General features: G+C 41.5%; 13 protein-coding genes. 2 read left to right on the top strand and 11 right to left on the bottom strand.

Translation table 11 applies throughout. The annotated features are described in order from the left end of the window. Window positions 1–5: 5 nt before the first annotated feature. Window positions 6–398: a hypothetical protein gene (locus tag HUS26_RS02740; RefSeq protein WP_173915703.1), complete on the top strand. Its 393-nt coding sequence runs from the start codon at window positions 6–8 to the stop codon at window positions 396–398. 21 nt (window positions 399–419) lie between these two features. Here the strand turns inward: HUS26_RS02740 and HUS26_RS02735 are convergent, their stop codons facing one another. Then, window positions 420–623: a YozQ family protein gene (locus HUS26_RS02735; protein ID WP_173915702.1), complete on the bottom strand. Its 204-nt coding sequence runs from the start codon at window positions 621–623 to the stop codon at window positions 420–422. Between the two features lie 206 nt (window positions 624–829). Here HUS26_RS02735 and HUS26_RS02730 point away from each other — a divergent pair, with 206 nt between their 5' ends. Further along, window positions 830–967 (top strand): hypothetical protein, encoded by a 138-nt coding sequence (locus HUS26_RS02730; RefSeq protein ID WP_173915701.1) that lies wholly within the window; start codon window positions 830–832, stop codon window positions 965–967. A gap of 16 nt (window positions 968–983) precedes the next feature. Here HUS26_RS02730 and hpaB read toward each other — a convergent pair whose 3' ends face one another. The 10 genes from hpaB to ilvD all read right to left on the bottom strand — a co-directional run bounded on the left by hpaB (window position 984) and on the right by ilvD (window position 14652). After that, complete coding sequence (gene hpaB, locus HUS26_RS02725; RefSeq protein WP_173918719.1) at window positions 984–2423, bottom strand: 4-hydroxyphenylacetate 3-monooxygenase, oxygenase component; 1440 nt, start codon at window positions 2421–2423, stop codon at window positions 984–986. A 108-nt stretch (window positions 2424–2531) separates the two neighbouring features. Beyond that, window positions 2532–3824, bottom strand: a complete 1293-nt coding sequence (gene aceA / locus HUS26_RS02720; RefSeq protein WP_173915700.1) for an isocitrate lyase — start codon at window positions 3822–3824, stop codon at window positions 2532–2534. A gap of 150 nt (window positions 3825–3974) precedes the next feature. Continuing rightward, window positions 3975–4100: a hypothetical protein gene (locus HUS26_RS20125; protein ID WP_256371053.1), complete on the bottom strand. Its 126-nt coding sequence runs from the start codon at window positions 4098–4100 to the stop codon at window positions 3975–3977. Window positions 4101–4394: 294 nt separating this feature from the next. Next, entirely contained in the window at window positions 4395–5333 is a 939-nt protein-coding gene (locus tag HUS26_RS02715) for an aldo/keto reductase (RefSeq protein ID WP_173915699.1), read from the bottom strand. Between the two features lie 273 nt (window positions 5334–5606). Then, window positions 5607–7403: an IucA/IucC family siderophore biosynthesis protein gene (locus HUS26_RS02710; RefSeq protein WP_173915698.1), complete on the bottom strand. Its 1797-nt coding sequence runs from the start codon at window positions 7401–7403 to the stop codon at window positions 5607–5609. A 12-nt stretch (window positions 7404–7415) separates the two neighbouring features. Continuing rightward, window positions 7416–8720, bottom strand: coding sequence for a lysine N(6)-hydroxylase/L-ornithine N(5)-oxygenase family protein (locus HUS26_RS02705; protein WP_173915697.1), 1305 nt, complete (start codon window positions 8718–8720; stop codon window positions 7416–7418). Next, complete coding sequence (locus HUS26_RS02700; RefSeq protein ID WP_173915696.1) at window positions 8695–9279, bottom strand: GNAT family N-acetyltransferase; 585 nt, start codon at window positions 9277–9279, stop codon at window positions 8695–8697. Before HUS26_RS02700 ends, HUS26_RS02705 begins: the two co-directional genes overlap by 26 nt. Next, a complete protein-coding gene (locus HUS26_RS02695) occupies window positions 9269–11017 on the bottom strand; it encodes an IucA/IucC family siderophore biosynthesis protein (RefSeq protein ID WP_173915695.1) in 1749 nt (582 codons plus the stop codon). The genes HUS26_RS02700 and HUS26_RS02695 overlap by 11 nt, the downstream gene beginning before the upstream one ends. Further along, a complete protein-coding gene (locus HUS26_RS02690) occupies window positions 11017–12552 on the bottom strand; it encodes an aspartate aminotransferase family protein (protein ID WP_173915694.1) in 1536 nt (511 codons plus the stop codon). The genes HUS26_RS02695 and HUS26_RS02690 overlap by 1 nt, the downstream gene beginning before the upstream one ends. Window positions 12553–12954: 402 nt before the next feature. Further along, window positions 12955–14652: a dihydroxy-acid dehydratase gene (gene ilvD / locus HUS26_RS02685; protein ID WP_173915693.1), complete on the bottom strand. Its 1698-nt coding sequence runs from the start codon at window positions 14650–14652 to the stop codon at window positions 12955–12957. Window positions 14653–14900 lie beyond the last annotated feature (248 nt).

Here is a 14900-nt window from a genome sequence, read left to right as displayed (position 1 = left end):
TTAGAATGATACAGCCTTTAATTGTAACGAGAGATTTTAAACATATAACAGAAGCCGCTTATTCGCAGCTTGAGAGAACTATATCTTTTACTAAATATGAATTGGTTCACCTGGCAGGCGATCCCCATTTCATTGACCCCTTCGGATGGTACGTTCCTTTAGCAAATGACCATTGCACATTCCAGATTTCTTCTTATAAGATTGATGAATATTACGAAGCGGGTTATTTAAAGACATATGACGATTTAGTGCTTCAGAAAAATTATTTACAATACAAAATTGACCAAGCTCTTGATCACTTCTCACCTTCTCAGTTTGAGCAAGGAGTACAGAAGCTTCTCGAGGTCGATCAAATGTTAATGAAATATGAGGACATGAATAAACCCATCGCTCAATAAGAGCGGTGGGCCATTTTATTTTTAGAGAGGTTTTCCTTTTTTATTAGAAATCAATTGTCCATTTTCATCCACCGCGTCAATGGAACCGTCAATCGTTCCTTCCGTCAGCGTATCAGATACCTGTTCATGAGAAGAAGCCAGCCCTTTAGATACTTGGTCCTTTCCTTCATAATCCTCAGGTTGATACTTGCGGTCCCCTACTGATTCCTGTTTGTTTTTCTTCATAGTTATCCCTCCTTACCTTTATTATCTTTTACAGAATTTCACCGAATAAACATTTGGCCTGCTGCGAACAATACGTTCATTGGAACCTTTTTAGCAGAATATTGAATGAAGCCAGTCACCTGCCAGCATGGGTACAGTATTATTCATGAAAAAAGAAGACATTTGTATCAAAGTCATTTTAAAACTGTAGAAGGAGGTTTGATAAAATGAGTAAAAAAAGTAATGCTGATAAAAGTAAAAACCCTAAAACTGTGAACCCGCAGGGACTTTCAGAAGATGTGGCTGACCAGCAGCCCGATTCCCATCTTGAACAGCATATCAAAAAACAAAACAGAAAAAGCTGATACCTCATTTGCGGTATCAGCTTTTTTTATTGATAAATTCTTTCACAAAACACACCGGTTCTTCTTTTGAATAGGAGTTGTAAATGATTTGTGAAAGCCGGATCGGATCACCAAAGAAAAAGCGCTCATACAGTGTTTGACGTGAACCGAAAGCACTCATGCAAAGATCAGAGGCTAAACTGAAAAGCTGGACTCGCTGCTTCCCCTTGACTTCGAATCCCTGCAGGTAATGGTCCAATTTGCCGCCAATCGCAGACTGGAACTGCGCCTCCTCTGGAAGCGAGACCATCCCACTGGCCCCAAGCAGCTGAATAATCTCGGCAAACCGCGGATAAGCTTCCTGAAACATATTCACTGCAATATATAAAGGGGTTCGATCAGGAAGCATAACGCCGTATTCGTTCAGTTCCGCTTGAAATTCAGAAGCAAGAAGCAGAGCTTTGGCAGATTCTAAGCCTTTAATAATTTCGGCTACCTTGCTTTGCACGTGCTGATATTCCGATATATTGATCGTATCAACAATCATCTGGGCTATCCCGAGTATGAATTCTGTTTTTATCACCTGACGGGAAACAATTTGGTGAAGGGTTAAAGGAACAAAATTCCCTTTCAAATAAAAATCATGGGAGATTTTAATGTTGTCATAAAAGAATACCCGCTCCCATGGGACCAGCACATTGTCAAAAACGACGATGCTGTCCATTTCTTCAAACTTGGAACTCAAAGGTGAGTCAAATTCTCCCCCTTTGCCTGTAAACGATTTTCGGCAAATAAACTTAACGCCCGGCGTATCACTTGGAATCGATAAGGCAAAAGCATGGGATGAGTCCTGAATACCCGGAGCTGAAAATACTATAATTTCGTCCGTCATTCCTCCTTGTGTGGCAAGAAGCTTGGCGCCCTTAATCACGAGACCGTCATCCAGACGTTTTATAACTCGGGCATTTGTCGTATCCTCTTCCAGGCAGACAAGAGACGAGCGGTTATTCTGAGGACTGATAAACGTATGAGTAAATGACAAGTCATTTTCAACAGCATGTTTATAAAAATTAAGAAGATGATCAGGAAAACAATTTTTTTGATGATCTAAAAGGTGGACTGAGCTTACAAAGGAGGCCAGCACTGTATTCATATAATCAGGACTTCTCCCCATTAAACCAGCTGTGTGGCGGGCCCATACTTGCACCATTTTTCTTCTTTTTTCTAAATCAGCTTTTGTCTTTGGCACCATGTAGGACGTACCCATCGTAATTTTTGTGTCTTTATCCTCATGAGCCATGAGATCGGATAATTCAAGGTTATTCTGAAGGTCATATAATTCAGCCTGACTTTTAATTGCTCCTCTAAAAGCGGGATGAGTAGAGAGCGGTTCAGTAATTCTCTTCCCTGTCATCCAAACGTCAGACTTCAGCTGATCAATTCGATTTATATATTCATCACCTGTAATCATCGCTATGATGACACCTCTAATCCTATAGAAATTCTTAGCTGACTTATTTTATGAATAGGCAGATGATGTGGTGTATACAATATGAAAAAGCCCGCCAAAACGGCGGGCTGACATTTAAGATCTTACTTTTTGCGTATTGAATTGTTGGGCTTCTGTCGATTCTTTCAATGCTGTAGTCGAAGAGGTACCTCCCGAGATGGCTTGAGCCACTTCGTCGAAGTAACCCGTCCCTACCTCTCTCTGGTGGCGGGTAGCTGTATAACCATGTTTCTCACTCGAGAATTCATCCTGCTGAAGTTCTGAATAAGCTTTCATTCCTTCATCTTTGTAGCGGCGGGCAAGCTCAAACATGCCATGATTAAGAGAATGAAACCCTGCCAATGTAACGAATTGGAATTTATATCCCATTTCCGAAAGTTTTTGCTGGAACTGTGCAATCGTTTCATCATCCAGCTTGCTCTTCCAGTTAAATGATGGAGAACAATTATAAGCCATTAATTTCCCAGGAAATTGTTCATGAATCGCATCTGCAAAACGCTGGGCTTCCTCCAAATTCGGTTCAGACGTTTCACACCAGATAAGATCAGCATATGGGGCATATGCGAGTCCTCGGGCAATGGCCTGTTCAATTCCCGCTCTCGTTTTATAGAATCCTTCACTTGTTCGTTCCCCAGTAATAAATTCTTCATCTGCCGGATCAATATCACTCGTAATCAAGCTCGCTGCGTTTGCATCTGTTCTTGCAATAATAATTGTTGGAACGCCCATCGTGTCAGCTGCAAATCGCGCAGAAATTAAATGCCGTACAGCGGTTTGTGTTGGGAGAAGCACCTTGCCGCCTAAATGGCCACATTTCTTTTCTGAAGCAAGCTGGTCTTCAAAATGGACCGCAGCGGCTCCAGCTTCAATCATGGATTTCATTAGTTCAAATACATTTAACTGTCCCCCGAATCCGGCTTCTGCATCAGCTACTATAGGAGCAAACCAGTCAATCGAGTCATCTCCCTCCATATGATGGATCTGATCCGCTCGCTGTAATGCCTGATTAATCCGTTTTACAACGTGAGGTACACTATTGGCTGGATATAAGCTTTGGTCGGGATACATTTGTCCTGAAATGTTCGCATCGGCTGCAACCTGCCAGCCGCTTAGGTATATAGCTTTAAGGCCTGCTTTCACTTGCTGCATTGCCTGATTACCGGTCAGAGCTCCTAAAGCATGCACGTAATCCTCTTCATGCATAAGCTTCCACAGCTTTTCAGCTCCTCTTTCAGCTAAAGTGTACTCAATATCAAGTGAACCGCTCAGTCTGATGACTTCTTCTGCCTCGTATGGACGAGTAATTCCTTTCCACCGTTCACTGTCTTCCCAATCCTTTTTCATCTTTTCGATTCTCTCATTTCTCATTGTATTCCTCCTCAACAAATTTTAATAATGAAAGAGAAGCCCTTGCAATAGAGCTTCTCAAGCTATACAATTTCACCTTCAGGCACCCCACTGTGTTATATACTACCAAATAAAATAAACAAATGTTATATAACAGTAAATCCAAAAAAATTATTCATCTTTCTTAGCTAGACATCGATTACACTCCATCAAATAGGTGTAATTACTTCCTTCTACTTCTGTTCCACACTGCGGACAAGGAACTCCAACTGTTCTTTTCGTTTGATTATTTTTCATTACTTTCTCCTCCTTTGGTATAACAGTTATTGTTTTTGTTTATCTGTTATAAAACAGTGTACGTGGTTCTAATTGGAAATGCAACCACTAATTTTTATTTTTTCTGAAAACATATCAAAAATCACTGCCATTATGCGGTTTTCAGCGGAAAATTTTTTTCAAAAAGAACATTAATTGGAGATTTCCATAAAAAAGGGGATGCTCGATTGTAACTCATGCGGGGGCATACTTTGTAATTTCATCAATGTTCTATAACAGCGGACAAAAAGAAGCCCGCAATTAAAATGCGGACGTTTATCCAAATATATAATCAATTTCTTTAACCTCATCAGCTGACAGTTCAACTTCTAAGCATTTTAAATTATCCCTAACCTGCTCTTTGTTTTTTGCTCCAGGGATAATGGCATCTATGGAAGCCTGCTCTAAATACCAGGCGAGCACCACATGCGGGACCTGAGCTTCTTTCTTCAGGGCAATAGACTTAAGTTTGTCGACTTTTTCTAAGTTACTCCGGTAGGTTTCCCCTTGAAAAAGAGGACTCTTTGCTCGAATATCGTCAGGATCAAAAGAAGTATTTTCATCATATTTTCCAGTCAGCAAACCGGAAGCCAGCGGAAAATATGGCACAAAAGTTATATCATTTTCACTCGTATATGGCAGCAGCAACTGTTCAGCTTCTCTTTTAAATAAATTGTATTCAGACTGGATCACATCAACATATCCATCTTTATTTGCTTCCTTCAGCTGGTCTAAAGTAAAATTCGAGACACCGATCGACCGTATCTTTCCTTCATCCTTCAATTCTTTCAACGCCCCGACAGCTTCGTCTTTAGGTGTTTCTTTATCTGGAAAATGAATGTAATATAGATCAATATAATCTGTTCCCAGCCGCTGGAGGCTCTGATCTACTGACTTTCTTAAAAAATCTGGAGAATTATTGAAAACTACGTCCTGGCCTTTAAACTGATGAGCACCTTTAGTAGCAATCACTGCATCTTCTCGGCGTCCGTGCTCCCGTACCACCTGACCTGTAAGCTCCTCTGAACGCTCAGGACCGTAAATATAAGCTGTGTCCAAAAAGTTCATCCCTTGTTCAAGAGCGGTACGGACGACATCCTTTCCTGCTTCTTCATCTAGATTAGGATATATATTATGTCCTCCTACCGCGTTTGTCCCGAGACCGACAGGGTTGACTTCAATGCTTGATTTGCCTAACGTTGTTCGTTTTCTCATTGTTTCATCCCTTTCTCAAAGTAAATATAGTACTCTACCACGAATTGGTAAATTAAAACATAAAAGAATCCCTCTGCCGTTGAGGGATTCTTTTATGTTTGGATTACTCTTTTTGAAAAACTCTGGTAGGTAACCTTGAGCTAAAGAAAAGTAAAAAGTTTTGCAAGACTTCTGCGGAATAACGAATGATCAGAGACCCCGCAGCGTTGGTTTTCGCTAGGAGGCCAGCGAAAAAGCGGGAAGCCCCTTTTTCAATAAAATCAACTATAGAAATTATTGTATAACAGTGTTTTTCCATAGGGAGAGGGCATTGTTGACTTTACCATACTCGGAAGCGTGAGGTCTGTCATCTCCATCTTCATAGCCGTAGTCCACCATGCGATTACGATTTAAGCACAGTTTGGTCAGCTTATCCTGGAAGAAGTCAAACAGCTCAAACCTCTCCTGTAAATGAGGGAATTTCTCCTGATAGTTTTTAATGGACTCAGCTAAATAACGCCAAAACACATCGTCACTGAGCATTTTGCGATTGTCTAACAGACTTGCTAAATAGCGTAAATGGCAAATGAATAAGCCAGTAAAAATAAACTGGGTCAGTCCTTCAGGCGGCTCACTTCTCAACACGTTCTTAAGCTCCTGTGTTAAGCCGCTGAGTTCTTCAAATGGCTGGTCACTAATGTTTACATCATCGACGAAATCCTTCACTGCCAGTCGTTGCGGCTGATTATTTTTCAAAACAAGAATCGTGTTCTGTCCATGTGGAGAAAACACAGTGCCGTATTGATACATGAAATGTAGAAGAGGGTCCATCACAATTCCAAAGAACTTCTCCATCCATTCTTCAGTCGTTAATTCCGATTGTTCAATTAAGCTCTGGATAAACGGTTTACCTTGGTGGTCTTCGTGTAAAAGTGCAGCCAGTGTAATGGCCTGCTCTCCATCTTCAAGATACGTATAAATACTCTCACGCCAAATCGTGCCAAGCATTTCGAGATACTGATAGGGTGCGTGTTCCAATTTATCGAAGTAACGGTGAGTTACATCCATGCTGGCAATTTCTCCAGGCAGGATCACCCGGCACTGATTTTTTAAGAAATCATCGTTTTCATAAATGCCTTTAATAAATTCAGTAATCTTCGGGGCAATCAACGTTCGCTCCGATGGAAGCCCGCGGTAAACAAGCGTGTTAAGTATACTCATCGGCAGCTTAACATGATGCTTGGAAGAATCTGAACGGTTCACAAACGTACGGATGGACTGCTGCGGCAGGTACTCATCGTTTCCTGTGCCTAATGGGATGATCAGCTGCTTCGCTAAGTCTTCCGCAAACTGGGGCACAATAACATTCTTCCACTGCCATTCGTGAACAGGCATTATATAATAATTATTCGGATCTGCTCCATAGACTTCTATGGATTGATTAAATTCCTGCCTCTCATGTTCGCTCAGCTCACTTTCCACTAAATCATTAAAGGATAAGCCGTCAACTGACTGGAAACTGGCTATTTTATTGTGAACGGCTATCCATTGAAACTGAATGGTCTGCTGGCGCTCTGGTGCGTATTTTAAATAATCATCATAGCCAAACCCTATTCTTCCTTTATTGTAAGTGATCCACGGGTGGCCTGTCATATATCCTTCAAGCTCCGCGTAGTCAACATTTATCAGCTCATCGGACGTTTTCTTTTCTTTCAGTAAATGAACATCAGCCATCAGTGTATGATTAAGCTCTCTTACTAAATGACCGGCTGTTTCTGCGGACATTCCAATGAGCGGCTGAATATCCAGTAAAAATTCGATCGCACTCTCGGCCGTTCTTTTTTCTTCACCTATTGTTACTTCGATAGAATCTGCTTTGACATCATAACTGTCAAAATAGCGGGCTCTTGCCTCAAACTGATAAAGCTTGCCCTCTTTTACTTCAAGCTGATAAATACTTTCTTCGATCTTCTCAGGGTGGATCATACCCTCATACATATATTCTGAAATCATCTTAGCCAGTAATCTTTGATTGGCCAGAATCCATTGATCTTGATTTAATGTGTTTTGAAGCTCTGGTACATACAGCATAGTTTCTCTCCTTTATCCCTGCTTTTGTATTACTTTTGTTCCAAACGTCTGGAATACATGCTTGTCCTTTATCGGGAAAATCTCTCTCCCTGCCAGAGAGTTAATAATGACAGTGTTACGATAGGCTCCCAGCCCTAAGTCAGGGGCGCCCACACCATGTGTATGCATTTCTCCATTTTGAACAAAAATCCCCGCTTCTATATCGGTACTTAACTGATAGTTTGCTTCCACCTTGTATCTCCCCTGATCATCCCAGTGAATTTCACGGCTCATAGGCGAGAGGAATTCCGGGAGTGCCTGCTGATAGCCCGTACCTAGTATAACGACATCACTTTTACGGACAAACGGTTCATTCGTGACGAGCTGCCGGCCCTCTGCCTTCCACTGCCCCGCTGAATTATGCAGAGACTGAAGCTCTGACATCGCCTGCAGCTGCACATTCATATCACTTTCTCCCACAGTTCCTTCGTAAAGGTTGTCATAGATTTCCGCAATTGTTTCTGCACTTATCCCTTTATATAAAAGATCCTGCTGCTTCAACAGCTCATCCTTTTTCTCCTGTGGAAGCTGATAGAAAAAGTGAGTGTAATCCGGTGAAAAATATTCAAGCCCTAACTTTGAATACTCCATTGGAAAAAATCCTTTAGAGCGGGTATACCAATGAAGATCCGCTTCGGTTCCACGTTTTTTCAGCAGGTCAAGAAAGACTTCTGCCGAGCTTTGTCCTGAACCTACAACTGTAATCGAATCGGCGTTGTCCAGGGTTTTGTTATGATTTAAATATTCAGCAGTATGAAAAACTGTCTCTCCTAAATGCTCTCGTAAGTTATCAGGAACATAAGGCACTGAGCCAATTCCCATGACAATATTTTTGGCGAAGTAAGTCTCTTTAGAGGAGCTCACTTTAAAGAGCTCTTCTCCATTCTCGTCTTTTATCTGATCGATCGATTTTACTTCTTTACCAAAATGACAGGACCGAAGCTGCTCGGATACCCAGCGGCAATAATCGTTGTATTCTTTTCGTGAGATATGGAACTTTTCTAAGAAATAAAAATGATAGAGTCGTCCTTTTTCCTGTAAATAATTTAGAAAAGTATAGGGACTTCGGACGTCTGCTAGACTAACGAGATCGGCAAAGAACGGAACTTGCAGCGTGGTTCCTTCAATCATCATGCCAGGATGCCAATTAAATTCTTCCTGCTTTTCAAGGAAAAGACCGTCAATTTCTTCAATGCCGTCCAACATGGCGGCCAGTCCTAAGTTAAAAGGCCCTAACCCGATACCGACCACATCATAAATGGGTTTCTGAATACTCATGGGACCACCTCTCTTCGAATTTTTCCCGTGAACAGAACATAAGCTGAGCTGTTTTATCAGGGAGCTCGACTTTCTTCACGTTTTCAAACCCGCACTGTTCAAATACATGAATCATTTTTTCATTCCGATAATCAGGCTCAGAAACGATTTTCTTCGTCTGCCTGTGCTGGAATTGAAATTGAACCATAGCACGCAGCAGTGGGAGTGATAGTCCTTTACCCAAATAATCGGTATCCCCTATTAATAAATGAATACCTTGATCATTGGCTGCAGGCTCATAATAGTCTTCAATAATATCCCCTTTTACCCAGTAGGCTTCCCAGTAGCTCATAGGTGTTCCATCTATATAACCGATATATAAGCTTTGGTGATGATCGTTGACAGCATTAACCAGGTGACTTTTGAGCTGTTCTTTCGGCTTATTTAATCCCCAGAACGGAATCACATGGTCTTCGTGCATCCACTTGAAAATCAAGGGAAAGTGTTCATCCAAATTAAAAGAAACGAACGAAATATTTCTGTCGATATCCTGGTCGTATTTAGTAAATTCAGCTTTCATTTGTTACCCCTGCCTTAAGAACTAATGGATTGTCGATGTAGGTATAAACCGATTGATTGGCAAGTGAGCCCTGAAGCTCATCCATATTGTAAAAACGAGTCAGCAAATTGGCTTTGGATGCCAGGATGGATGAATTTAATAAGCTGTGAATTAAAAGGGAACTTGTATCAAACTGCTGCAATTTTTCCCGAAGTATATCCAATAATTCTTCCTCCTTAACGAGACGCTGGGTCCCAAAGCTGTTGATCAATCCAAATAAATGATTGATAAAAAAGTAATAACGCAACCGCTCTACCGCAATATCGTCCTTACAGATCGTGTCACTTTTTTCATTTAAAGATGGCAGATATCTTCGCAGTTTCTCTGCTTTTGATTCACTGAAATAGTAGCCCTGGTTATCGCGGTAATAGAATTCAGCCGGGTAGCCGCCCTCAAGTTGAATCAAGGAGTTTTGCTGATGAGCTTCAAGAGCAAGTCCGTATTTTTCATACAGCGACAGCAGCGGATCTACAGTTAAACTTACATATTTCCTAAACCAATCTTTACTTACCTGCTCCGTTGACCTTTCTTCTTCCCGGGCCAGCTTTTCGATAATGGATGCCAGTCTCGTTTTGTTTGAAATCGGCTGTTCCTGACATAAGCCGGCAATTAAAGATACGCCGTTTTCATTTTGAAAAGGGTTGGAACGCAGGACGACATCATACGCTACGGTAGGACTTGGTACGTTAAGCTTGATATAAGCTGGATCTTCAATTATTTGAAAAGCCGGATGCTGCTGTGCAACTTCATCTCCAAAGCCGGTGTTTAACAGCCGGGAGACTTCAACTCCTCGATCTAGTTCTTTCTGCAGGTTCCCTCTTAAAGAATTCGTAATCTTAATAGGTACAGAGAATTTCATCATAAAAGGAGAGTCTTCACGATAAACCGTTCTAAACGATGAAGTAGCTTTAACTTTTGAACCCTGTGGTCCCAAATAAGCTATATCCCCTGACTGGATCAATGATTGAACTTGCTCGTCCTTTAACATATCTTTTGCCTGCAGCGGGTGGACGGGCATTAGGATTTGTTCTTCATTCACTGCCTGCTCAATCAAATCGTCATCAAAGTATTCATCATCTTCTAAGATCTCTAGCACCTGATCAGACGCCTTTTCTATTGCTGCAGAATCTTGCAGTATCCACTGATTACTTACCTGGAAATAATGAAGCTGGAATTCTCCCTTTAATTCCGGAGAATAAAGTTCGTCTTCACCGCCGCTTAATCCCTGCTTACTTTTTGGTGTGGGGTGCAGCAAATGTCCAAGCAGGAGCGACTGCTCAGCTTCGATGAAAGTAAACTCATCATCGATTAACCTCGCTGCATCAAATTCTCTGCTCTCTAAATATTTCGCAATCTGCTGGCTGCTTAAAATAACGCGCAGCATCAGTTCATCTTCTGTCTCTTCTCTTCCATATTCCAGAGAAAGTTCTTTCATAATAAGGGCAACGAGCGAAATATAATCAAGCTCGATATTCTCCTCATTTTTCAATGAATAGATGGGGAACTTAAACACATGCCTTCCTGTAATCGATTGGTACTGAATTGAAGCGATGATCGTTACATGGAGGTGGGCTAACTGTATCTCAAATACCTCAGAATCATCTTCTCCCTTTTTCACTTCAAAGTTTCCTGTTTCTCTCAAATAACAATTCAAGAAGCTTTGAATCGTGGCCTTTTCCGCATATTTTTTCCCGTTCATTACTGGAAAGCCTCCCTTTCTTCCATTCTTTTATAACCAAGCTGCTGGACTTCTTTTAATACACTCTGTGTATCTTCGATAGACGTCCTAGGGTTAAGAAGTGTGAATTTTAAAAAGACATCGCTTTTGAATTTTGTTTTCGCTACAATGGCTTTTCCGCTGAAGAGTATTTCTTTCTGAATAAGCCTGTTGATTTCGTTTAATTTCTCAGGAGTTTGATCGTTACTTTCAAAACGAAACAGAACCGTGTTTAATTCAGGGTCCGGATTAGCCACTGATAAATGGTCAGTTTCCTGGATGTAATCAGCTGTCTTCTTCGCCGTAATAAATGTATGGTCTACCATTTGCTGAAGCTGAGAAAGACCGACAACTTTTAAAGTCATAAATAATTTCAATGCATCAAATCTGCGGGTAGTGGCTATCGACTTGTTAACTAAATGAGGTATGCCCTCTTCTTCATCCTCCTGGGGATTTAAATAGTCCGCATGATGATTGATATATTTAAAGCTTCGTTCATCATTTACTAAAAAAGCTCCACAGCTGATCGGCTGATAAAACAGCTTATGAAAATCAACAGTAATGGAATCGGCCATTTCCAATCCTTTTAACTTACTGGCATGCGATTCGCTTAAGATAAGAGCTCCTCCATAAGCAGCATCGGCGTGAAACCATACGTTGTAACGGCTGGCTAACGATGCTAAATCACTCAAAGGATCAATACTTCCAAAGTCCGTCGTTCCGCACGTTCCAACGATGGCAAAAGGGTGGTCGCCGTTTTCAATCAGCTGTTCGATTTTTCGCTGCGTGTCAGCGGTGGACATTCGGTGGTTCTGATCAACTGAAACAGAAACGACTGCATCTTCTCCAAGCCCTAATTGAAAGGCAGATTTCTTCACGGTAAAATGGGCTTCTTCTGAACATAGAATTTTCATTTTTCCCGCTTCAGGAGGAAGTCCGTGCTTTTTCACATTGTGATTCCATTGCTTATCGCAGTATGCGTCTCTTGCAAGCAGCAGCCCCATATAATTCGATTGAGTCCCTCCACTTGAGAAAACCCCGCTTGCCTTCTCACCTAATCCGAACTGTCCGGTTAACCATCCGATCATTTCTTCTTCGACAAAAGTTGCTGCCGTGCTTTGATCCCATGAATCCATTGACTGATTGTAAGCACTAATGATTAATTCGGCAGCTACCCCTGCTATAAGCGGCGGACAGTGCAAATGGCCCATCGATTTTTCATCTGTCACATGCAGACTGTTCTGCAAAATAGAGGGTTCTATCATTTCCAATACCTTGTCTAAAGGTTCACCTTCATTATTAAAAGTGACAGCCTCTTTTACTTCCTGCTCTACCTGCTGCGGAGACTTTCCACGATAGGGAGCGGTTTGTTCTAAACTTATATCGATTAATTGGTTTACAACTTGATGAATAGTTTCTTCGAATTCTTTTATACCTGTTGGCTGCTTATTCAAAAACAGGTGGTCAAACCTGCTTCGAACAGCTGTTTCAGGAAATTGAGTGATTTGTGCCGGCAAATGATCGCCTCCAAGTAAATGATAATTATTTTCAATTAAACCATAAACACAGCATAATTGATAATGATTATCAATGTCAATGATACTTGAGAGCCACTTATTTCTAGAATTTTGGGAATTTTAAATAAACCTTCATAAGCTAAATACACTAGAAAATTTTCATAATTATCCTTTTTTAATCACATTAAAAACAGGTACACCTTATAGGCATACCTGTTGAAGGAAGATTTAAATTACACAGTTAATTAATCATAATGCGGTGGCTTTCTTCCCATCTTTACAAGTAATCAGCCTTAATGAAAGAGAAAGGGATGATTTTGATTAAACAAATAAGGAGCAAATGAAAATCAACAAAAAGGCTGTCGAGAAATTCTCGACAGCCCTGCAAATGGTGAACCTTATTTACTGTTCAAAATCATGGTCTGTTACTGCACCTTTTGAGGCAGACGAAACGAGACGCGCATATTTAGCGAGCATTCCTGTTTTATGCTTCGGCTCAGGACGCACCCATTCCCGCTGACGCTTTTCAAATTCTTCATCAGAAATTTCGAAATTGATTTCCTGGGTGTCACTATCAATGGTAATGGTGTCTCCATCCTTTAATAGACCGATTGGACCTCCCGCCGCAGCTTCAGGCGCTATATGACCAATAACAAAGCCGTGAGACCCACCGGAAAAACGTCCATCCGTAAGAAGAGCTACTTTCCCATTAAGTCCTTTGCCGATAATCATAGCTGTAATGGACAGCATTTCCGGCATCCCCGGTCCGCCTTTTGGCCCGACATTTCGAATGACGACGACATCGCCTTCTTTAACTTTATTATTTACGATAGCCTCTGTTGTTTCCGCTTCACTATCAAACACCCGGGCAGGCCCTTCAAAGCGGCTGATTTTCTGTCCGGACATTTTAGCCACAGCCCCTTCAGGCGCTAGGTTTCCTTTTAAAAGAACTAATGGCCCGTTTGGCTTAATCGGCTGGTCAAATGGTACGATTACTTGCTGTTCTTCTTTTAATGGAGGGGCTTCTGCCAGGTTCTCAGCCAATGTTCTTCCTGTAACCGTTAAGCAGTCTCCATGCAGAAGTCCTTCTTCCAATAGTACTTTCATAACAGCAGGCACTCCTCCTGCTTCGTACAAGTCCTGCATGACATACTTACCGCTCGGTTTCATGTCTGCAATATGAGGGACATGTTGTCGGATGCGTTCAAAATCATCAATAGACAAATCCACCCCTGTTGAATGTGCGATTGCCGTCAAATGGAGGAATGCATTACTTGAACCACCGAGAGCCATAACTACTGTGATCGCATTTTCAAATGCTTCTTTCGTCATAATGTCTCTTGGGTATATGTCCTGCTCAAGCAGGTTGACGACAAGTTCTCCTGCCTGCTCGCACTCCTGTTCCTTATAATCATTGACAGCCGGAGTCGAAGAAGAACCAGGGATACTCATTCCAAGTGCTTCCACAGCGGCTGCCATTGTATTTGCCGTATACATACCGCCGCAAGCTCCCGCACCCGGGCATGCATGACATTCAACTTTATGAAGCTGCTCATCATCAATTGTTCCTTCATGATACTGCCCGACAGCTTCAAAAGAAGAGACGATGTCAATATCTTTACCGTCTAGCTTGCCTGGCTGAATCGTTCCTCCATAAACATATACAGAAGGAATATTTAACCGTCCAAGCGCCATTAAACATCCAGGGGTAGTCTTATCACAGCCGCCGATAGCTACAACTCCATCCAGACGCTCAGCGCCGGCTACTGTCTCTATCGAATCAGCAATAATCTCACGGCTCGGGAGTGAATAGTGCATTCCCTCATGGCCCATAGCGATACCGTCAGAAACTGTAATAGTGTTAAAAATCATCGGAGCGCCTCCGTTATTGGAAGCCCCTGATTTGGCCTGTTTCGCTAATTTATCGATATGTACGTTACAAGGAGTTACCTCACTCCACGTACTGGCAATTCCGATCATTGGCTTTTTAAAATCTTCATCTTTAAAACCAACGGCACGAAGCATAGACCGGTTCGGGACTCGGTTTACTCCTTCACTGATGACTTTACTTCGAATTCTTAAATCTTTTTTCTCAGACAATTCTCTCATCCCTTCCCTTTGTTCATACAATATATATAGGCATTAAAAATTAATGTACTTACAATGATGATACAGATTTACGACAAGGTTCGCAATCAATATTCAGAAAATAAGAAACTTTCTTTTAAGTAAAACGCTTACATTTTACGGATTTCTCCATAAAATAAATAAAACAGGTATGTGTTTGTTCCTAAAGGAGCAAATTACGGAAAAGACTTTGCTTTCCCAATAATTTGTTATACACTTCA

It is taken from the genome of Halobacillus sp. Marseille-Q1614, from assembly GCF_902809865.1.
Classification (GTDB): Bacteria; Bacillota; Bacilli; order Bacillales; family Halobacillaceae; genus Halobacillus_A.
This window is presented reverse-complemented; position numbering and strand designations above follow the sequence as displayed.